Genomic DNA, 20,045 nt, shown 5'->3' with positions numbered 1-20,045 from the left:
CAAAAGAGGCGCTTTAAGCGCCTCTTTTATTATAAGGATGTTAAAAATTTCATTGTATCTACATGATCAGCGTAATCATCAATTCCTGGTGATTGTGCCTCACCAAAATCGAATGAATTCTCGTACCACTGATTATTACTAACAACACACTGTATTTTCTCTTGGTCTTTTTCTAATCGTTCTTTTAATGTGTTATCGTCATTATATTCCTCATAAAATAAAACGGCAAGTGGTGAGGCTATATTTTTACTTTCTCGTAACAATAAAAACCCGTTGTCTAAATGTTTATCACCATTCACAAGGTATATGGACTTATTGTATTCATAATTATTATTGTATTTATGATGGTCACCTACGCTTTGGTAAGATTGTATCGATTCGAAGAAAGTATTAAAATTATAGCCATTGGGAACATAAATTTTTGATACATTTCTACATCCTAACCCGTAATATTGAAAAATATCTTTGCCTAAACTGGATAGATCATCCTCTTTTTCTTCGCCATTGAGAATCCCGATAGAAGTTCTGTTTTTTCTTATAATATGAGGGTATTTTGAAAAGTAGTATTCAAAGTATCTGGCAGAATTATCACTTCCAGTGGCAATAATTGCATCAATATCTTTTAATCGATCTACTACGATAATATTTTTTTCCAGTCGTGGTTCTATTTTTATCAGAGACTCAAGTATGAACGTCATCAGAACAGAATCTTGTGAGCTCATTTTTACTTTGATAGAATGGCCACAGATTAATATGCATAACAAATCGTGAAAGCCAACTAAAGGGATGTTGCCTGCCATTACTATACCTATGGTTTTAGATTCTTGATTTAACTGATAATTAGACACCCAATTTTGGAGCACCGATTTATCAAGAAATTTAATTATACCATTTAGCGCTAAACGAACACTCGTTGGTGTAAACCATGAATTACCATTTTGTGCATTGAGAGCAAGGTTTTCAAATTCATCTTCAGACAGTGATTTTAACTTGTCACCAAGTTGACTAAACGCATTTATTCTTTCTTCTAAAGTCATTCTGTTTTATTTTAAACTAAACCATTAAGGTTGTTGTTTGTAGACATGTAGATAGTTTATACTTTTGCAAAGTTCTAAAATTAACTGAAGATTAAAACGTGCTATTACTATGGCAATAATGATAACCGATGAATGCATAAACTGTGGAGCTTGTGAGCCCGAGTGCCCCAACACTGCAATTTATGAAGGCGGAATAGAGTGGAATTGGAGTGGCGGTACTGAACTCAAAGAGGTTGAAATGGAAGGAGGCGATGTCATTGATGGTAAAGAGCTTCAGGAGCCTGTTTCAGACGAGTTCTATTATATAGTTTCTGGTAAATGTACCGAGTGCATGGGCTTTCACGAAGAGCCGCAGTGTGCTGCAGTTTGTCCAGTTGATTGTTGTGTGCCAGATCCTGATTATGAAGAAACAGAAGAGGAGCTTTTAGATAAAAAGGCCTGGCTACATAATGAGTAAAAACTAACGCATTTTTGATCTTTTGATCAAATACGCTTTAAGAATCTCATTATAATCAATTTCTACATCGGCCTCAATGAGGTCGATTTTCATTTGTGCACATTTAAGTTTAAGGTTTTGATAAAATTCGGCAGCTGATTTTTTAAAATGATCCTTCACTTCTGAGGGTTGTAATTTTATCTTTTCACCACTTTCCAAATCGATAAATTCATGAGGTCGGTCTTCGAACTCAAAATTAAACTCAGTTTTTTTATCCGTTACATGAAACAATAGCACCTCGTGCTTATTATGTTTTAAATGCTGAAGTCCTGAGAATATTTCATCGAGATTTTCCTCGCTATCAAACATATCCGTAAACAAAATAATTAGTGATCTACGTGGTGTTTTGCCGGCAATCTCGTGTAAAACCTTGGCAGTTTGAGTTTTCTTCAGATCCGAGGGGTTATCGTACAGGTTTTGTAGCTCGCTTAATATTTTGTTGAGGTGGGTCGATGTTGACTTTTGCTCTGTTATCAGTTCAATTTCATTACTGAAGGTGCATATACCCACTGCATCCCGTTGCTTCTGAAGTAGGTAAGCCAAAGAGGCCGCTGCAATAATGCTAAACTGTATTTTTGCCTTAGATTCTACAGGGTAATGCATAGAAGAGCTATCATCCAATACTATTAAACAACGTAAATTGGTTTCTTCTTCAAAGCGTTTGGTGTAAAGCCTGTCTGTTTTGGCAAAAACTTTCCAGTCAATATGTTTTGTGCTCTCACCAGTATTATAAAGTCTATGTTCAGAGAATTCTACACTAAAACCATGATATGGGGATTTGTGAAGTCCGGTTACAAAACCCTCGACCAATTGTCTGGCTAAAATATTCAGATCACCAACTTCACGAATTTTTGCGAGCTCTAACTTCATTGCATTTTATAAATGGGTAGCACAACGTAATATTCTCGAAAATGTTTTACAATTAATAAGGTGTGTTTGCTTTAAATATAAATATTATACTATATTTAGCTTCTGTTTAATTAAAAAGAGGGCAAAATTTGTTAACTAAACTTTAGGATTGTGGAAGAGAATAACAATGAAAGAGAAGAAATTTATTCGGAGAGAGTAAGAGCGGGTAAAAGAACTTATTTTTTTGATGTTAAAGCAACTAAATCAAATGATTACTATTTAACCATCACAGAAAGCAAAAGAAGGTATAAAGATGATGGTTACACCTACGAAAAACATAAGATTTTTCTTTACAAAGAGGACTTTAATAAATTTCAGGATGCATTAAACAACACTGTTAATCATGTGAAGGAAGAGTTGCTTCCAGATGTAGATTTTGAACAGTTTGATAGAAATAACGAAGATGAAACCACTGCAAGTGTAGATACAGAATTGAAGTGGGATTAAAATTATAGAAGAACTTATGAGACCCCGTTTTGGTACACCTGAAACGGGGTTTTTTATTATGTTTGTTGGATAAGGCTTTATGCGTAATACAATTATTTATATTTTGCTGTTCGCAGCACTATTTATATTGGCAGGATGGATATTCTCTGATATTTTCCTCTATGTTGCCTTCTCTATTGTGCTGAGTGCCATCCTGCGGCCTCTCATGCGCTATCTAACCACTGCACAATTTTTTGGGCTAAGACTTCCCAGGCTGGTTGCAGTTATTTTGTCTTTCGGTATTCTTGTAGCACTGTTGGTGTCATTTTTTATTTTATTTATACCACTCATATCGGAGCAGGTAGAAGTACTTTCGTCACTCAATTATGACGATCTCTATCAGAAACTAACAATACCACTCCAAAACCTGGAAACGTTCATGATTGCCAACGAATTGACATCTCAGGAGCCAGGGTTTATCGTAAATAATCTTAAGACCAATATATTAAACTTATTATCTGAAATTCAGTTTTCTAATATTTTGAATGCAATTATTGCCCTCACAGGTAAATTCTTTATTGGCATATTAGCAGTTACATTTATCTCTTTTTTCTTGTTATATGAAATGGGAAGTATGCGTAAAAAATTGATCTCCTTTATTCCAAATAAATACTTTGAGGTTACCATTACAGCGTATAATAAAATCGAAAAATTGTTATCGAATTACCTGACAGGTTTATTGATACAGATGTTTTCTGTGTTTAGCCTGGCAGCACTAGGGCTGAGCATTGTAGGTGTTAAATATTCGTTGACGATAGCCTTATTCGCGGCAGTGGCTAACCTTATTCCTTATTTAGGCCCAATATTAGGCGCCAGCTTTGGTATTATTGTTGGAATATCTACTGGCATAGATTTAACAAACTTTCAAGAAGTGATTTTTCTTATTTTGAAGATTGTATCTGTCTTTGCGGGGGTTCAAGTTGTTGATAATGTATTTCTCCAGCCTATAATCTTTTCTAAAAGTGTAAAAGCTCATCCTTTGGAGATTTTTATAATTATATTTGCGGGCGCTTCGCTGGCAGGCATACCAGGTATGGTAGCTGCTATTCCTTGTTACACCGTACTTCGAGTTTCGTTTACAGAGTTGTACGAAGGATACAGAAGCTATAAAATTTTTAAAACGCAGAAAAACACTATTTAATGGCACTCAAATGTGGTATCGTTGGTCTTCCTAATGTTGGAAAATCTACTTTATTTAATGCAATCTCTAATAATAAGGCTGAGGCAGCTAATTTTCCTTTTTGTACAATCGAGCCAAATGTAGGCGTAATTACAGTTCCAGATGAGCGTCTTCATATTTTAGAAGATCTTGTAAACCCTCAGAAAGTATTACCTACCACCATTGAGTTTGTAGATATTGCTGGCCTTGTAAAAGGTGCAAGCAAAGGAGAGGGATTGGGTAATCAATTTTTAGCCAATATCAGAGAGGTTGATGCCATTGCTCATGTGGTAAGGTGCTTCAATGATGATAATATCGTACACGTTGATGGTAAGGTAGACCCTTTAACAGATAAAGAAGTTATTGATATAGAGTTGCAGTTGAAAGACCTGGAGTCTATCGATAAGAAGATTTCCAGAATAGAAAAGCAGGCTAAATCAGGTGATGCGAAATCTAAAAAGGATTTGGCAATACTTCAGAAATATAAACAGCACCTTGAGTCAGGTAATAATGCCAGAACTATTGATTTAGATGCTGAAGATAAAAAGTCAGTGGCAGACCTTCAGCTACTCACAGCGAAGCCAGTAATCTACGTGGCTAATGTGGAGGAAACTGCCTTACCTAATGGAAATGAGCATTCTGAAAGGTTGAAAGAAGGCGTTAAAGATGAGAACGCAGAAGTAGTGGTAGTCTCTGCCTCAATTGAAGCCCAAATTGCAGAATTGGAGGATGCTGAGGAACGAGAAATGTTTCTATCAGAGTATGGATTAAAGGAGTCTGGATTAAATAAGTTAATTAAGGCGGCTTATTCAATCTTAAATTTAATTACATACTTTACCGCAGGACCTACTGAGGTACGAGCATGGACCATCAGAAAAGGATGGAAGGCTCCACAAGCGGCTGGTGTTATTCATACTGATTTTGAAAAAGGCTTTATTAGGGCTGAAGTAATTAAGCTGGAAGACTATCAAAAATATAAAACTGAAGTAGCCTGCAAAGAAGCAGGTAAGATGGCAGTGGAAGGTAAGGAATATGTTGTGCATGATGGCGATATTATGCACTTCAGATTTAACGTCTAATTTGAGCAGATAATGCCGTTTTGGCTTTCAGATTTGATTTTTTAATTTTATTTTTAATAACTATTTGCAGTTGTAATAACTGGTTTATTTAATAAAGCGGCAGATTTTTGAGATAGCGAGTTTTTAGAGATACCTCTTTTTTTGAACCGGTACCTATTTTTTTAACGGTAATTTTTAGACAGTTGAGAGTCCGTATTGTTTTTGCATTAAAAAATAGGGGGAGTCATGTCCCTTTTCATCATCAATTTATGCTTGCGCAGATGATCAAGGGCATATTGATGAAAGGTCAAAACTCCGAGATGATCAACTATACCCTTTATAATTTCTCAGGGCTTAAAGGTCAGACAAAAGTAAGCCGTAAGGGACTGCATTTTTATTCTTCTAGAGTTACGTTGGTTTTATCCAGTCCTAATAAAGATTTTATTGATTATTTCCTGAAAAACCTCTTCAACTTTGAACAGGTGGAAATAGGAACACTTTTCTTAAAGCCTGAAGCAGTTGAATTGGAGGAGTCTATTGAATTTGAAGATTCAATTAAATTTATCTGCATTAGCCCTTTGGTGTTGTTAAGCTCCTCGTTTAATGATAGCACTGCTAAACGATTTATTCAGCCTGATACAGATTCGTTTTCAGATATGTTGTACGATTCTACCATTCAGCGTATGCAGGAAACGGGCAGGTTTACTGAAGAGGAACTAAAGAGCTTTTATAAATTTCAAATAGTGCCGGACAAAAGCTATTTGGCCAGGCTAACAGCTGCTCAAAAGAAGTTTGCACGCATTTACCCTGTATTTGATCAGGATGTTAAATATGAAGTGCGGGGCTATACCTTTCCTTTCACAATGTATGCAGCACCTAAAGTTCAGGAATTTGTTTTTCACAGTGGTTTAGGACAATTCACTCATAAGGGATTTGGTATGCTCGATGTGGCCAACTCTAACCCTAGCCAACGCGTTTTGAATTACGAATTTTCTTATGCCTAATTGAGGCGTTCGTTTAAAGTTAATTCCGAATACCCTACAAGTAAATCTCCTCTTAAATCAGGAGGGCTGTAATAAACAAAGATTTCATACTGATTTTCAGTCTCGAAATGGTTTCCCTCCAGATAATTATAATTGAGGGTATCGCTTTTTACAACATACTTATAATTATAAAATCCCTGCTTCAATAACTGTGTATTAGTATAAGTTCTAGTACGGTTATCTAGGGTTAATTGAGTTGTTTCATCAAGTTTATAATCGTTCATTTTACCAACTACGTGTATCGTTCCTCCAATTGGTTCCCTCAAGGCAAGAGAAAATTTAGTATAGAGATAGTCCGATTCAGAGCTTCCTCCTGTGTCCTGGTTTTGAATGTAGAAGTTACCATTAATATCATCATATTGTGCGTACGCCTGATAAATTCGAGGGCCATCGGTCATAATATATGCTTTTGATGGCCTCACTAGTAAATCTACCTTTTCAATATTTTGACCGGGATACCTCAGCGACCTCATATCAAAAAACCGATACTCATTTCCAGCACTAAAATTATTTTCAAAATTGAAAAATCGATATTCCAGTTCAAGGTTTCTGAAGAAGGAAGGTTTTTTAATTGTTATCGCATTATACCATTGCTGATTTTGCCTGAGCACTACACGAATTCTTTCTAGCGGATTGATAAGCTCAATATCTTCATAATTTATTTTAAAATCTATCTGCTGATTATCTCTTTTCATAGAGGTCAGGCCATTAAGGTTTGAAAGTATTTCAATACTTACTGATTGATTATAAATCATAAACCGTTTAGTAAGAATTATATCCTTTTCATCGGAACCTCTGTAGGCAACAAGTAGATAATTACCTGATTGCTTTACTGGTGGGAGGCGAAAGGTGTAGTGAATGTAACCGATTTTAGTATCTGTAGAGTATTCGTATTGTGTGATGTTAAACTCGTTAAAGTCATATAAATAGTCTAAAGTCCTTAAACCTGAAGGTGTCCAATCACGATTACAATGAATTAACTTCACACGATATTGCTCATGTGCTTCAACTAAATCATCAAATTCAAGTGTTAACCTGCGTGATCCCACTCTATCTACAGGAGATAAAAAAACATCCCCAGGATTACCTGAATTCGGATACAATAAAACGGTTCTTATCTCTTCTTCATAGGTGGCATCCTCATACAATAATTTCTTGCCCGATTGTTGTGGGGATATTTTAGAGCCTATTAAGAGAGAGCAGAAAAGAAATAATGTTGATATACCAGTATTTATCATAATTATGAAAAAACGAAGATACCTATTCCAACTCTTTTATAGAAAGCTGTGTCTTTAAAACATGCACCGCGGTAAAATATTGTAATGCATTCTGAAAAGGATCTGATTGAAAGATGTGTTAAAGGTGATCGTAAAGCCCAGAAAGAGCTTTACGATCGTCATGTGTCCGCTATGCTAGTGGTTGCACTGCGTTATTCAAAAGCCCGACAGGAGGCAGAGGATATTATTCAGGAATCATTCATAAAAGTTTTTGATAAGATTAAAACCTACAAAGGTGAGTCTGATATTAAGTATTGGATAAAAAGAATTGTGGTGAATACAGCTTTAAATCATCAGCGAAGTAAGCTGTATATGTTTCCAATGGTAGATGTGGAGGGTATGCACAATGATTTTTATTCAGAAATATCGCTATCATCATATCATTTTAAGGAGTTATTGCAGATGATTCAGGAATTACCTACCGGATGTCAGGCAATTTTTAACCTATATGCGATAGAAGGATACAATCACCAGGAGATAGCAGAGATGCTAAACATTAGTGTGGGTACATCAAAATCTCAGTATTCAAGGGCAAAAATGCTTTTAAAGGAACGAATTGAAAAGGAACAAAAAGTAAGTTATGAACGCGCCAGACAATAGACGATTCGAAAAAGAATGGGAAATGGCTTTTGAGGGCAAAGAAATATCGCCATCAGATAAGTTGTGGGATGGTATTGAGCTTCACTTGGCAAGAAATGAAAATGAAGGTAATAAGAGAAGGCTCTTGTTTTTTAAACTGATGGCCGCAGCATCTATCTCCTTCGCCATGATTGTGGGCACCTGGGAAGGGTATAAGTACTATACAAGTGATCAGTCGAATTCAACTTATTCTGCTAAAAAGGAATCAGCTGTTGGTACTTCTGAGAAAGTTGAAAGCTCAACATCAAATGATTCATCAAATACTGAACGGGAAGGCAATAGCGCTAACACTATAATAGCCAGCAATGACGCTCGAGATAACGAAAATATCTCTAAAGATAATATCTATAATGGAAATGCTGATAATTCCGGCTCTTCCATGATTGGAAAGGAGAAGAACCTATCAAAAACAAAAAGTGGCTCATTGATTAAGTCCAATGAAGAAACAAATCAATCAGACAACCAGGTTGCAGCCACAAACATTCAGGATGATGGTACATTATTAACCGAGTTAAGAAATCTATTTACCTTATCTGAGTCAGAAGAATCTCCAGAGAAGATAACATCTCTTCAGGCAGATTTGAGCCAGGAAGAACCTGAAATGGCCGACCTGAGAATGGTGCCTTGGTATTCGCAGGCACAAACAAAAAAGAAGACTTCAGGCAAATCGTTATGGACGGGCATTAATATGTCGGCCGGAACTTTTGATCCTAATGTAAGTAGTAATTCTTCATCAAGTGTTCAGCCAAGTGGCATTGTTTCTGATGTAGAAAATACAACTGGAAATGAAAATGTGCCATTGACAATTGGACAAGAACGCAGTGGTACATCGCTTGGAGTAGGGGTAAATATTGGCTCACAAATTAGTGAGAAGGTTGTTATTTTCAGTGGCTTGAATTATCTCCAGCAAACTACTTCCAGTTCGTCAAATGTAGTAGCCAATGCAGGGCAAGCAAGAGCGGTTAGTTCTTACAATCAGTTGAGTAGTTCGCAGAGTTTGGCAATTACGAATGATTATGAAATTGAGAATACTTATGAGTCAGTTTCCATACCTGTGCAGGCAGGTTATTATCTTCTGGATAGAAAATTTAACATACTTCTAACGGCTGGTGTTGCTAACGATTTTTTTATAAAACAAAGCATTTATGCCGAGTCGGGAGGCTTCTCAAGCAACACTATTTCATCAGGTGAATCGGGTTATACTTTGTATACAGTAGGAGGAGTTATAGGCTCTCAATTTAGCTATGATATTGGTGAGAATTACAGCCTGGCTATACAACCACAATACAAACAAATGCTTAATTCGTTTACACCTGAAGGTAATAGAGTATCGTCCTTTGAAGTGGGATTTAGGTTTAATTATCGCCTAAAATAATTCATCTAAAAATTTAATTAGAACTCTTTATATATCTGAATTACAGATATATAAAGAGTTATTTTATTTCATACTGACAAAATGTCAAAAGATAGTTGATTGTCATTCCAACCATATTAAAAGATGAGGTGTCTTAAAGAAAAAAGGAAGGCACATGAAAAAATTTACACAATTATTCGTCAAAGTTGAAATAGGGTTATATATCCTTATCTATTCTGTTATTCTAATACTTCTTGGCGTGGGCTTACCAGCCTGTTCAGACACTTGTGAGACTGAATATAGTTATACATACTACGAACCTGTTTATACTACGCTCGATGAGATAAGATCGTCTGTTAGTAGCGAGGCTCCACAGGAAATTAATACGATGGGTAAGTTGTATATAAAGGGTAAATATCTCTTTATCACTGAACCTAATAAAGGGGTGCATGTATATGATAATTCAAACCAGGCAGCACCTATTAATTTGACCTTTATATCGATCCCTGGAACTTTTGATATGGCAGTGAATGGAAATACTCTTTTTGCTGATAGCTACATGGATTTAGTGGCAATCGACATTAGCAATATTCAAGAAGTGAAAGAAATAGGCCGACTTGAAAATTTGTATGGAGACTACAACTCCTATGGCTATTATGTAGATGCTGCCTTGGGTGTGGTTACAGATTGGGTAGCGGTTGAATCGGTATCCGTTTCAGAGTCGGAATGTGCTACCCGTGATAACTATTCTGTTTACCGTGCTGGTATACTAGTCAATGAAGCGGCAAGTATAGCGTTTGATGCGGCCTCTGCAGTGGCTCCAAACAACCCCGGAATGGGCGGCTCTATGGCACGAATAACCATTGCCCAAAATACTTTATTTGCGATGTCCGTACCTGAAATAATTCCGGTGAACATAAACTCACCAGCGAGCATGGCAGAGGGGAATAGATTAAACCTGGGCTGGGGATTAGAAACACTATTTCCTAATAACGCAAACCTTTTTGTAGGGGCAAATGATGGAATGCATATTCTTGATGTGTCTCAGCCATTGTCACCACAACATGTATCAACCTATCAACATATAAATAGCTGTGACCCTGTAATTGTTGATGGTGATATGGCCTATGTAACATTACGGTCAGGTATGGAATGTCAGAATTTTACTAATCAGCTTGAAGTGATTGATATTTCGGATTTAACTAGCCCTAAGCAGTTGTATGTGTACGAAATGTCTAACCCGCATGGCTTAGGTAAGGATGGAAATACACTTTTTATCTGTGATGGAGATGCAGGATTAAAAATATTCGATGCTTCTGATAATGCAACAATCGATCAAAATCTGATTAAAAACTATAAAGATTTATTTGCCTTTGATATCATTCCATACAATAATATCGCATTAATGATCGCTCAAGATGGTTTGTATCAATACGATTATTCTGACCTAAATGATATTAAATTTCTAAGCAAAATTTCCTTCACTCATGAATAAGCTGACCGGAATACTCTTAGTGCTAGCCATCTTGCTAGCGGTGAATACGCAAGCACAAAATGATTCAACCTCTGCGGTTTCTAAAAGGAGCCTACTTGATAAGATGTACCTTCAGCTTCAGGTGGGAATAATTGCCTCAGAGTCGAATGATACAAAAGATTACAGACCCGCTGCAGGCTTTGGAATTGGATATGAATTGCATCACTTGTTTCAACCAGGAGTTTATATAGGCTATGAAGAGTACCGGTTGTTTGAAAGCATGCCTGTGGCAGTTCAGCTGCAGGGTAACTTCAATCCAACTACTAATTCGGCTTTTTATTATGCTCAATTAGGCAAAACTGCCATGTGGAAAAACAGTAGAAATGAATTGCAAAGTGTAAGCAGTGGTGAGTATTGGGAAGCAGGTATTGGCTACCAATGGAAAGCAGAAAATCTTAAGTTAAAACTAAGTGCAGGTTTTAGAGATCAGAAGTTTACTTCAGTAAGTAAAAATAGTGATATCTGGTATTGGGATGCGCTATCTTCCTTTGCGCCCACACAGGGTTACAAAGAAGTTACCCATTGGCACTTAGAAAGAATGCATTTTAAATTTACGATTGAATTTTAACTGAGTTCGTCAATCATTTCCATTAACGATTCCCATTCCTTGGTGAGCTGCTCTAGTTTGTCCTTGCTATTTTGATAGCTTGTATTCACTTTTAGCAGCTCATCAGGATTTCCGTACACATCTGGTTTTGCCATTTTTGCTTCTAGTTCCGATATTAAGACCTCTTCTTTCTCAATATCATTTTCCAATTTGTTAAGCTCTTTTTGATATTGCTTTAGCTGGTCCTCGTTTTTATCACGTCTTTCCGTTTTTGGCTTTTCCTTTTTCTCAATTTTTTCAGGTTTAGGCTCTTCTTTTTTATCCTCCTGCAAAGATTGCCAATAAAGGTACTCATCATAAGTGCCCGGGTACTCTTTAATTTGCTTATTTTCTATATACCAAATTTTATTGGCAGTTTGCTTAATAAAATGCCTGTTGTGAGAAACGGTTATAAAGGTACCCGTATATTGCTGTAGCGCTTGAATTAATATATTCTCTGACTGAAAATCTAAGTGGTTGGTCGGTTCATCTAACAGCAAAAAGTTAGACTCATCAATTAGGGTTCTGGCCAGGGCTACTCGCGATTTCTCACCGCCCGACAGTACTTTTATTTTCTTGAAAACATCATCCCCACCAAAAAGGAAACAGCCTAAAATCTGCCTCAGTTCAAGATCACTTTTGTTTGAACCAGCCTGTTTTAGTTCATCTAAAATTTCATTATTGATATTTAGAGATTCTAGTTGGTGCTGTGCATAAAAACCCATTTGCACATTATGGCCTTGCTCTCTTTTACCCTCAATTTTTTCAGTGCCGGCAATAATTCTAAGTAAAGTAGATTTACCCTTTCCATTGGCGCCAATCAACGCTATTTTATCGCCTCGTTCAATATTAGCAGTTGTAGATCTTAAAATCTCAAGATCGCCATAGCTCTTACTAACATTTTCCAAACGAATTACATGCCTTCCAGATTTCTGTTTGAATTCAAATTTGAAATTAACAACCGCATTTTCATCCACAACATCTTCAATCACATCCATCTTTTCCAAAGCCTTTACTCTGGATTGCACCTGTCTGGCCTTAGTAGCTTTCGCTCTAAATCGGTCTATAAATTGTTCTGTCTGCTTTATTTTTTGCTGTTGATTTTCAAATGCATTTTTTTGAATCTCAGAACGCATTTCTTTCTCTTGAAGGTAGAAATCATAATTTCCTTCATACATGGTTAACTGTGCGTTCGAAACTTCAACTATCTTGTTGATCGTATTATTTAGAAAATGTCTGTCGTGAGAGACAACGATTACAGCCCCTTCATAAGTTCTCAAATAATTTTCTATCCATTCTATAGATGGTAAGTCTAAGTGGTTGGTAGGCTCATCCAGCATCAGCAGAGACGGTTTTTCTAGGAGAAGCTTAGCAAGCATAACTCGCATTCTCCAACCCCCTGAAAATTCTTTTAAAGGCCTGTTTAAATCAGATGTCTTAAAGCCAATACCTTCCAATATCTCTTCAGCCTTGGCTTGCATAGAATAGCCTTCTAAGCGCTCAAACTTTTCCTGTAGTTTAGTTAGCTTTTCTATCAGTTCATCAGAATATTCAGTTTCAAGTTTTTTTAGGATGGCCTCAATTTTTTTATGTGCATCCACAGCCTCTTCAAAGGCCATCATCGCTACGTCTACTATGCTATCTTCAGATTGGTATGAAAGTAAGTCCTGATTAAGAAAACCAAGCGACACTTCTTTACTACGGCTAATTTCTCCGCCATCTATGGTTAGCTCACCATTAATTAATTTTAGTAGGGTAGACTTTCCCTTCCCATTTTGGCCTATGAGGCCTATCTTGTCCTTGGGCTTAATATGTAATGAGGCATTCTCATATAAAGCTCTTCCTCCTATAAAATATGATAAATTATTGATCGCTAACATGGCTGCAAAGGTAGAAGGCCATTTTCATATTTCTAGTAAAGAGCAGGAATAATGGAGAGAATTTAATTTTCTAAGCACTCATTTTCTGAGTCAAAGAATTATAATAGGAGGAGGGAGACATTTGTGTAAACTTCTTAAATGCATTATTAAACGAAGCCTTATTATTGAACCCAACATCAAACGCTATTTCAATAAATACAGGTTTGTTTTCAGAAGTTTCAATTAGTGATTTAGCTTCTTCGATACGGTACTTATTTACAAAATCAGAAAAATTATATTGAGTTAACTCATTGATTACTTGCGATATGTGGTTAGGGGATAAGCCAAGCTGGTCTGCCAATGTGGTTAATTTAAGTTCATTATCTCTATACGCTTTATTTTCATCCATATGAGTGCGTATGGTTTTTAATATTGATCTGCTTGCAGATAGTGAAAGCGCAGACTTTTGATATTTTTTATCTGAAGAGAAAATTAATTCTTTTGGTGAAATTACTGCCTTATAACCTGTGTAGTAGATAAACAATGATGAAGCCAATGAAATAAAGTAGTCATATTCCAATTTGAGTGTGCCTGTCCATACCAAAACATAATAGGTCAGGAATGTAATTGTGTAGCCAGAAAACGCGAAAAAAATGATCTTTGCCCATTTAGATTCTTTGGACGAATTTTTAATTAAAATACAATAAACAATCAAGTGTATACATTGCGCAACTGCTAATAGGGAGGATACAATTGCTCGCTCATTGGGGAATTGAGGAAGTATTAGAAACACAGCTGCATTCAACAGAAAAGGTGAAATATGGAGTGTTATATTTTTGGCTTTTTGCTGTACGTAAAAAAGTAGGAATGGCCCAATTAAAAAGGTGAAGCCCATAGAAACCCCCAGCGCCCTTGGAATCTCGGTATTGTAACCACTCCAATAGGTTACATAATACCCAATCATAAAAGAGTAGAGAAGTATTGACGCTGCCAGGTAAGCTAGCCTATTGGCATCTTTTAAATACAGTAAAATGGAAAGGAAAATGCCCTGAGCAGATGCCACAAGAAAAAAAATGATCCAACCACTCAATTCAAAGTAATCCATAACTGATGAGTTAAATTCAATTACTCATTTAAGTTACGAATTTTGGCTTAATCGGTTATGAATTTAATTGGTAGCGATACTTTTACATCATCCCAAATAAAATTCATTTCCGCTTTTTCATTTTTTTGATCGAAGCTTATCGTAAATGGCTCATAAACAACATCTTCCAATATAGAAGTGGGCACTTCAACACGCAATTCATCTGCTTTTTCAGTGTAATTATAACTTCCCCATTGGCCTAAATTATTATTAAAAATGATTGTCCATTTATCGGGGTTTGGAATGGTAAAAATAGAATATGTGCCTTTTTCCAGAGTATCGCTACCTACAATCAAATCACCTGTGAGCGTTATTTCAGTAGCTTCATTTGCGCCTGTTCGCCAAACCTGTCCATAAGGCACTAGGTTTCCGAAAATTTCACGATCTCTTTTATGGGGCTGGGAGTAGGTCACTTTCACATAAGAGTCTTCATATTTCATTGTTTGAATCGCCAATGGGCTTGGTCGTGGTGTCACCGCTTCTTGAGCTAATAAAGTGTTGCAAAATAAAACGGTACTCAAGGCTAATAGAAAAACTACTTTCATTCTTATGAGGGTATAAAGGTTTAACTTATTTTTTGGATGTTATAACCAAATATCATACCGTTGCATTACCATGAATACAAAACCTGAGTTTGACGATATATATATGGAATTAGCTGTAAATCTGGCTAAAAGATCCCATTGTATCAAACGTCATGTTGGGGCAGTGCTTACAAAAGATACACGAATCATCTCCATTGGTTATAACGGGCCACCTTCAGGCACGCACAATTGTGATATTGAGTGGCCAGAGCAGGGTTGTCCTAGAGATTCGAAAGGAGGTTGTTCATTAGCGATACATGCCGAACAAAATGCATTGTTGTATGCAGTAAAGAATAAAACAGAAGTAACAGGGGCTACCATGTATGTCACTTTAGCTCCGTGTCTGGCATGCTCAAGAATAATTTATACTATGGGTGTGAAAAAGGTTATTTACCTTAAGTCATATGCAGAATACAAAGGCATTAAAAGCGATGAAGGTGTGGATTTTCTTCTAAAATTTGGTGTGCAAGTTGAGCGCTACAAAGGGGAGTTATCCAATGTCACGCACATGATTTAGATAAAGTTCACTTCAGGCATTAGGTGTATGCCAAATTTGCTAATAACCGATTCTCTAATATCTATGGCTAATTGTTTAATCTCATCACCGCTGCCATTACCATAGTTCACTAACACAAGCGCCTGGTTTTTATGAACGCCAATATTACCGCGTTTCTCTCCTTTCCAGCCGCATTTTTCAATTAACCAACCGGCAGGAACTTTTACTTCATTTTCAGATACAACATATCCGGGTATATCCTGGTATTCAAGCTTTAACATTTCATAATCTAGCTTATCAATCGTTGGATTTTTAAAGAAGCTACCGGCATTACCTATTTTTTTAGGATCAGGCAACTTGCTTTGTCTTATTTGAATTACAGCATCACTCACATCTTTGATAGTGGGGTGGCTAATTCCATTTTGGTTTAGAATCTCTTTTATAGCACCATAACTGGTGTTTAAAGTATGTTCCTTTTTTGTGAGTTTAAAAGTAACTGATGTGATGATGTACTGCCCTTTAGCAGTATGTTTGAAAACACTTTCTCTATAACCAAACTCACATTCATCTTTTAGAAAAACTTTTTTGTCAAGTGTTTTGATATGGATAGCTTCTAGCGATTCAAATACTTCTTTTATCTCCACACCGTATGCACCTATATTTTGCATGGGGGCTGCACCCACTGTGCCTGGTATCAAAGATAGGTTCTCAATTCCACCCCAATTTTTTTCAATAGCATAGAGCACAAAATCATGCCAGATGACGCCTGCACCTACTTTAACTATCACATAATCATCAGACTCTTTAATGACATCAATACCTTCAATACTATTTTTTAAAACTAGCCCATCAAAATCTTTGGTAAGAAGTATGTTGCTACCACCGCCAAGTATGAGTAATTCTTCTTGATTATTTTGGAGGACATTTTTCAACGCTTCTTCTGATTTTACTTCTTGGAAGAATTTGGCTTTGGCCTCTAATCCAAATGTATTGTATGACTTAAGAGATGCTTCTTTAATAATTTCCACGAATACGAATTAACGAAAATGGCAACAGTTATCCTCAATAATTTCTTAAGATAAACACTATTTAATAGTTTAGGCTATGGATAAGAAAGAATGCCCTTCTTGCGCTATGGAAATTGATAAGCGTGCCAAAGAATGCCCAATTTGTGGGTATGAATTCCCTCAAACAGATCTTTGGCTGAAAATCACAGCAATACTTTTAATACTGCTATTTTTATACTTCATGATATTTTAAAAATTGTCAACTGGCATAATATCGATAAGGTTTTTTTCTAAATCTAACGGGCGATAACAATAATCAATTATTTTAGCGGCTATGCATTTTAAGTCAGCACAATTAGCCATACTGTCATTGGCTTTTTTTCTCTTTACATCAGTTAATATCTCTGCTCAGGATGTTATGGACACCAACCCGGCATCTACCAAGTGGAAACAAATTAAAACAGATGGCTTCAAAGTAATTTATCCGGAAGGTTTTGAATCGAAGGCTAATGAGGTGGCTACTATTCTTGAAACCATTAGAGAACCGGCAGCCAAAACGATGGGCGATAAGTTGCCCAAAAGAATTCCCATTATTCTTCAAACTAATAATTCGATTTCTAACGGGTTTGTCACATTAGGTCCCAGGCGATCTGAGTTTTTTACTATGCCACCTCAAGACTATAATTTCATTGGGTCCAATAAGTGGCTGCCTCTTTTGGCTGTTCATGAGTATCGACATATAGCTCAATTTAATAGAAGTAAATCGGGTGTTAATAAATTGTTTTACTATTTGTTCGGAGAAAATACTCAAGCTGCAGCAGCGGTGGTATCCGCACCAAGATGGTTTTGGGAAGGAGATGCCGTGCTTATCGAAACAGCCATGACACAAAGTGGTAGAGGGCGAATTCCCTCTTGGAATAGGGTGTTTAGAACGAATTTGCTCGAAGGCAAACGATTTAATTATAATAAGCAGCACTTACAATCCTTCAGAGACTTTGTTCCTGACCATTATCGCTTGGGTTATTATATGAATGCTCACATTCGTAATCGAACGGGTGATGCAGATATTTTTAATAAGGTTAGTAAAAGTGCTTTTAGTTTACCTTTTGTGCCATTTACTTTCTCTAATTCACTTAATAAACACACTGATAGCTTTCTTGTGAACAACTATGAAAGTATGATGGATGACATGTATGGAGTTTGGAGTGAACAAATTGCTGACTTGCAACCAACTGAACATCACGAAGTATCTCAAAGGGAGCGAAATATTTATACTGATTATGCTACACCGCAGTATTTAGAAGATGGAACAATTGTAGCCTTTAAATCTGGATTAAATGACATCGGCCAAATTGTGAGGCTCGATAAAGAAGGAAATGAATTGGACAGAGTAGTTACTGGTGTTATGAACACTACAGGTATGCTAAGTGCCGTGCAATACAAAGTGTACTGGAATGAGTATGAGTTTCATCCGCGTTGGGGGGCAAAAACCTATTCAGTAATCAAAAGTTATGATTTTGCAAGCAAGGAGCTTAACAGGGTCACCAAGAAAACCAGGTATTCTGGAGTTTCTGTTTCTCCGGATGGCTATCAGCTTGTCACCACACTAAATACAGAATCTGGTGAAAATTATCTGGTTGTATTAGATGCAATGAGCGGTAACGAAGTGAAAAGGTTCGATTTGGACCCAGCTGCTGAATATGGTATGGCAACTTGGTCAGCAGATGGGAATTCTATTGTTTCATTGAAGATCACCGATGGAGGGAAGTCGGTGATTAAAGTAAACGTTAAAAGCGGTTTAGCAACCACGTTAATTGAAGAAGGTGCTGAGAACATAGGAAACCCTGTGTTAAAGGATAATTATTTAGTCTATAGTTCTCCTTATAATGGCATTGACAACCTTTATGCGATGGACATTAATACTAATGAGAAATTCCAGATAACTAGAAGTAAGTATGGTGCATATAGTCCTGATTTAACCGATAATTCGATTGTCTATAGCAATCATTCTCTTTATGGTTTAAATACTGTTGAAATGGAATTTAACCCATCATTATGGACTCCTATTGATCAGGCCACTGATAGAAATATTGACATTTCATCGTCTTATGTGGAGCAGGAGAACAATGAACATATAATGGATGAGGTGCCAGACAAAGAACACACATCAAAGAAATACTCGAAAATGGGGCATATGTTTAACCTGCATAGCTGGGGTCCGTTTTTGAATACGGATGCTAATACCTTAAAAGCCGGATTATTTTCAAGAGATGTGTTAAGTACCACCAGAGCTTCCGTTGGCTATACCTATGATGCCGTAGATGGTACAGGATTTACTAGTGCGAATATTAGTTATCAAGGCTGGTTTCCGGTCATTGATTTGCAGTATGACTTTGGAACTAGAAGAACATCTACCTATGAGTGGGAGGAGAAAACTACGAATGTAGGGTTATCAATTCCTTTAAATCTTACCAATAATAAGTTTTTTGAGTCTCTTACATTCTCCAATTCAATTGGGATCAGGGAGATATCAAATTTTGAAAGAAGGTCAGGGACTTTGGGTGGGCGAGACAGGTTCTTTAATGTACAATTAGTTGATGAAAACGATGTTCCGCTAGACACAATTCGAGTTTATCAGGTTGATACGCGAGAATTGGATAATGGTGAAATGATATTTAATACTTTCACTGTTAGATACTCGAATTTCTTAAAGCGAAGCCCTAGAAACTTTGAAAGCCTTTGGGGGCAATCATTTGTTTTTGAGCAGAAAAATGCCATTTCTGGTGACTTTACGGGTAGTTTAACTGGGGTTAGGGCAGTATTATATTTCCCGAGTCCAATTAATTGGTTCGACAGAAACCTCTTCAAAACACACTCACTTAATTTTAGACTCGGTTATCAGAAAAGAAATGTAGATGCAGATATAAATTTATATTCTTTCCAGAATGTAATATTTAAACCTCGTGGTTATTCCTATCCCAACGAAGAAGTATTTAGAACTGTAATGACTAATTATGAATTTCCACTACTATACCCTGATTTGGCCTTAGGACCAGTCTTGAATATTAAACGAATACGACTTAATACGTTTTTTGATTTTGGAGAGGATAACGTCATAGAATATTTATATACAGCTGAGCCGTTCAATAACTTCCAGCCAAATGATTTAATTGATAGCGGTTCAGTTTCAAGTCAATACATATCCTACGGTACGGAATTAACTTTTGACATTAATTTAATGCGTTTTCCGTTGGATCTGGAAGTTGGTGTTAGATGGGTTACAACAGAGAGCAATGTGTGGAATGAAGGAGGCTCTTCCATTGAAATAATTTTTGCTGGTGTTAACTTTTAATTTATCACCCTGTTATTTTGAATAA

19 protein-coding genes are annotated in these 20,045 nt (G+C 36.5%); 12 read left to right on the top strand and 7 right to left on the bottom strand.

Features of this window, described 5'->3' with window-relative positions; all coding sequences use genetic code 11:
* Positions 1–29: 29 nt before the first annotated feature.
* Positions 30–1,037, bottom strand: a complete 1,008-nt coding sequence (locus JR347_RS15040) for an acyl-CoA reductase (protein ID WP_205721410.1) — start codon at positions 1,035–1,037, stop codon at positions 30–32.
* 109 nt (positions 1,038–1,146) lie between these two features.
* Here JR347_RS15040 and JR347_RS15035 point away from each other — a divergent pair, with 109 nt between their 5' ends.
* Entirely contained in the window at positions 1,147–1,494 is a 348-nt protein-coding gene (locus JR347_RS15035) for a 4Fe-4S dicluster domain-containing protein (protein ID WP_205721409.1), read from the top strand.
* A gap of 3 nt (positions 1,495–1,497) precedes the next feature.
* Here the strand turns inward: JR347_RS15035 and JR347_RS15030 are convergent, their stop codons facing one another.
* On the bottom strand, positions 1,498–2,403 hold the full coding sequence (locus tag JR347_RS15030) for a DUF58 domain-containing protein (RefSeq protein WP_205721408.1): 906 nt from the start codon (positions 2,401–2,403) through the stop codon (positions 1,498–1,500).
* 150 nt (positions 2,404–2,553) lie between these two features.
* On the opposite strand from JR347_RS15030, the gene JR347_RS15025 reads away from it, so the two are divergent.
* The 4 genes from JR347_RS15025 to cas6 all read left to right on the top strand — a co-directional run bounded on the left by JR347_RS15025 (position 2,554) and on the right by cas6 (position 6,149).
* Positions 2,554–2,889, top strand: coding sequence for a DUF3276 family protein (locus JR347_RS15025; RefSeq protein WP_205721407.1), 336 nt, complete (start codon positions 2,554–2,556; stop codon positions 2,887–2,889).
* Positions 2,890–2,968: 79 nt separating this feature from the next.
* Positions 2,969–4,069, top strand: coding sequence for an AI-2E family transporter (locus tag JR347_RS15020; protein WP_205721406.1), 1,101 nt, complete (start codon positions 2,969–2,971; stop codon positions 4,067–4,069).
* Positions 4,069–5,166 (top strand): redox-regulated ATPase YchF, encoded by a 1,098-nt coding sequence (ychF, locus tag JR347_RS15015; RefSeq protein ID WP_205721405.1) that lies wholly within the window; start codon positions 4,069–4,071, stop codon positions 5,164–5,166. Before JR347_RS15020 ends, ychF begins: the two co-directional genes overlap by 1 nt.
* A 182-nt stretch (positions 5,167–5,348) precedes the next feature.
* Positions 5,349–6,149: a CRISPR-associated endoribonuclease Cas6 gene (gene cas6 / locus JR347_RS15010; RefSeq protein WP_205721404.1), complete on the top strand. Its 801-nt coding sequence runs from the start codon at positions 5,349–5,351 to the stop codon at positions 6,147–6,149.
* Here the strand turns inward: cas6 and JR347_RS15005 are convergent.
* Positions 6,146–7,426 (bottom strand): type IX secretion system plug protein, encoded by a 1,281-nt coding sequence (locus JR347_RS15005; RefSeq protein WP_205721403.1) that lies wholly within the window; start codon positions 7,424–7,426, stop codon positions 6,146–6,148. The genes cas6 and JR347_RS15005 overlap by 4 nt on opposite strands.
* A gap of 84 nt (positions 7,427–7,510) precedes the next feature.
* Here JR347_RS15005 and JR347_RS15000 point away from each other — a divergent pair, with 84 nt between their 5' ends.
* The 4 genes from JR347_RS15000 (at position 7,511) to JR347_RS14985 (ending at position 11,560) form a co-directional block, all read left to right on the top strand.
* Positions 7,511–8,065 carry an RNA polymerase sigma factor gene (locus JR347_RS15000; protein ID WP_205721402.1) on the top strand — a complete coding sequence of 185 codons (555 nt, stop codon included), beginning with the start codon at positions 7,511–7,513 and terminating at the stop codon, positions 8,063–8,065.
* Positions 8,046–9,479, top strand: a complete 1,434-nt coding sequence (locus JR347_RS14995) for a hypothetical protein (protein WP_205721401.1) — start codon at positions 8,046–8,048, stop codon at positions 9,477–9,479. Before JR347_RS15000 ends, JR347_RS14995 begins: the two co-directional genes overlap by 20 nt.
* A gap of 154 nt (positions 9,480–9,633) precedes the next feature.
* Entirely contained in the window at positions 9,634–10,953 is a 1,320-nt protein-coding gene (locus JR347_RS14990) for an LVIVD repeat-containing protein (RefSeq protein WP_205721400.1), read from the top strand.
* Complete coding sequence (locus tag JR347_RS14985; protein ID WP_205721399.1) at positions 10,946–11,560, top strand: hypothetical protein; 615 nt, start codon at positions 10,946–10,948, stop codon at positions 11,558–11,560. Before JR347_RS14990 ends, JR347_RS14985 begins: the two co-directional genes overlap by 8 nt.
* Here the strand turns inward: JR347_RS14985 and JR347_RS14980 are convergent.
* The 3 genes from JR347_RS14980 to JR347_RS14970 all read right to left on the bottom strand — a co-directional run bounded on the left by JR347_RS14980 (position 11,557) and on the right by JR347_RS14970 (position 15,126).
* Positions 11,557–13,458, bottom strand: coding sequence for an ABC-F family ATP-binding cassette domain-containing protein (locus JR347_RS14980; RefSeq protein ID WP_205721398.1), 1,902 nt, complete (start codon positions 13,456–13,458; stop codon positions 11,557–11,559). The genes JR347_RS14985 and JR347_RS14980 overlap by 4 nt on opposite strands.
* A gap of 70 nt (positions 13,459–13,528) precedes the next feature.
* A complete protein-coding gene (locus tag JR347_RS14975; RefSeq protein WP_205721397.1) occupies positions 13,529–14,542 on the bottom strand; it encodes a helix-turn-helix domain-containing protein in 1,014 nt (337 codons plus the stop codon).
* 47 nt (positions 14,543–14,589) lie between these two features.
* Entirely contained in the window at positions 14,590–15,126 is a 537-nt protein-coding gene (locus JR347_RS14970; RefSeq protein WP_205721396.1) for a DUF2911 domain-containing protein, read from the bottom strand.
* A 70-nt stretch (positions 15,127–15,196) separates the two neighbouring features.
* Between JR347_RS14970 and JR347_RS14965 the strand changes: the two genes are divergently transcribed.
* On the top strand, positions 15,197–15,682 hold the full coding sequence (locus JR347_RS14965; RefSeq protein WP_205721395.1) for a deoxycytidylate deaminase: 486 nt from the start codon (positions 15,197–15,199) through the stop codon (positions 15,680–15,682).
* Here the strand turns inward: JR347_RS14965 and murB are convergent.
* Entirely contained in the window at positions 15,679–16,689 is a 1,011-nt protein-coding gene (gene murB, locus JR347_RS14960; RefSeq protein WP_205721394.1) for a UDP-N-acetylmuramate dehydrogenase, read from the bottom strand. The two genes, JR347_RS14965 and murB, sit on opposite strands and share 4 nt — an antisense overlap.
* Before the next feature lie 76 nt (positions 16,690–16,765).
* Between murB and JR347_RS14955 the strand changes: the two genes are divergently transcribed.
* Both JR347_RS14955 and JR347_RS14950 read left to right on the top strand, forming a co-directional pair.
* Entirely contained in the window at positions 16,766–16,921 is a 156-nt protein-coding gene (locus tag JR347_RS14955) for a zinc ribbon domain-containing protein (protein WP_205721393.1), read from the top strand.
* A gap of 81 nt (positions 16,922–17,002) precedes the next feature.
* On the top strand, positions 17,003–20,020 hold the full coding sequence (locus JR347_RS14950; protein ID WP_205721392.1) for a TolB-like translocation protein: 3,018 nt from the start codon (positions 17,003–17,005) through the stop codon (positions 20,018–20,020).
* The last annotated feature ends 25 nt before the right edge of the window (positions 20,021–20,045 follow it).

It is taken from the genome of Fulvivirga lutea (genome assembly GCF_017068455.1).
Taxonomy (GTDB): domain Bacteria; phylum Bacteroidota; class Bacteroidia; order Cytophagales; family Cyclobacteriaceae; genus Fulvivirga; species Fulvivirga lutea.
The sequence above is the reverse complement of the archived record's forward strand: the minus strand, read 5'-3'. Positions and strand labels throughout refer to the sequence as shown.

Bases quoted from the DNA above. Each gene is read 5' to 3' on its own strand.
- JR347_RS15040 (WP_205721410.1), bottom strand. From the start codon at position 1,037: ATGACTTTAGAAGAAAGAATAAATGCGTTTAGTCAACTTGGTGACAAG.
- JR347_RS15035 (WP_205721409.1), top strand. From the start codon at position 1,147: ATGGCAATAATGATAACCGATGAATGCATAAACTGTGGAGCTTGTGAG.
- JR347_RS15030 (WP_205721408.1), bottom strand. From the start codon at position 2,403: ATGAAGTTAGAGCTCGCAAAAATTCGTGAAGTTGGTGATCTGAATATT.
- JR347_RS15020 (WP_205721406.1), top strand. From the start codon at position 2,969: ATGCGTAATACAATTATTTATATTTTGCTGTTCGCAGCACTATTTATA.
- ychF (WP_205721405.1), top strand. From the start codon at position 4,069: ATGGCACTCAAATGTGGTATCGTTGGTCTTCCTAATGTTGGAAAATCT.
- JR347_RS15005 (WP_205721403.1), bottom strand. From the start codon at position 7,426: ATGATAAATACTGGTATATCAACATTATTTCTTTTCTGCTCTCTCTTA.
- JR347_RS15000 (WP_205721402.1), top strand. From the start codon at position 7,511: ATGCATTCTGAAAAGGATCTGATTGAAAGATGTGTTAAAGGTGATCGT.
- JR347_RS14995 (WP_205721401.1), top strand. From the start codon at position 8,046: ATGAACGCGCCAGACAATAGACGATTCGAAAAAGAATGGGAAATGGCT.
- JR347_RS14990 (WP_205721400.1), top strand. From the start codon at position 9,634: ATGAAAAAATTTACACAATTATTCGTCAAAGTTGAAATAGGGTTATAT.
- JR347_RS14985 (WP_205721399.1), top strand. From the start codon at position 10,946: ATGAATAAGCTGACCGGAATACTCTTAGTGCTAGCCATCTTGCTAGCG.
- JR347_RS14980 (WP_205721398.1), bottom strand. From the start codon at position 13,458: ATGTTAGCGATCAATAATTTATCATATTTTATAGGAGGAAGAGCTTTA.
- JR347_RS14975 (WP_205721397.1), bottom strand. From the start codon at position 14,542: ATGGATTACTTTGAATTGAGTGGTTGGATCATTTTTTTTCTTGTGGCA.
- JR347_RS14970 (WP_205721396.1), bottom strand. From the start codon at position 15,126: ATGAAAGTAGTTTTTCTATTAGCCTTGAGTACCGTTTTATTTTGCAAC.
- JR347_RS14965 (WP_205721395.1), top strand. From the start codon at position 15,197: ATGAATACAAAACCTGAGTTTGACGATATATATATGGAATTAGCTGTA.
- JR347_RS14955 (WP_205721393.1), top strand. From the start codon at position 16,766: ATGGATAAGAAAGAATGCCCTTCTTGCGCTATGGAAATTGATAAGCGT.
- JR347_RS14950 (WP_205721392.1), top strand. From the start codon at position 17,003: ATGCATTTTAAGTCAGCACAATTAGCCATACTGTCATTGGCTTTTTTT.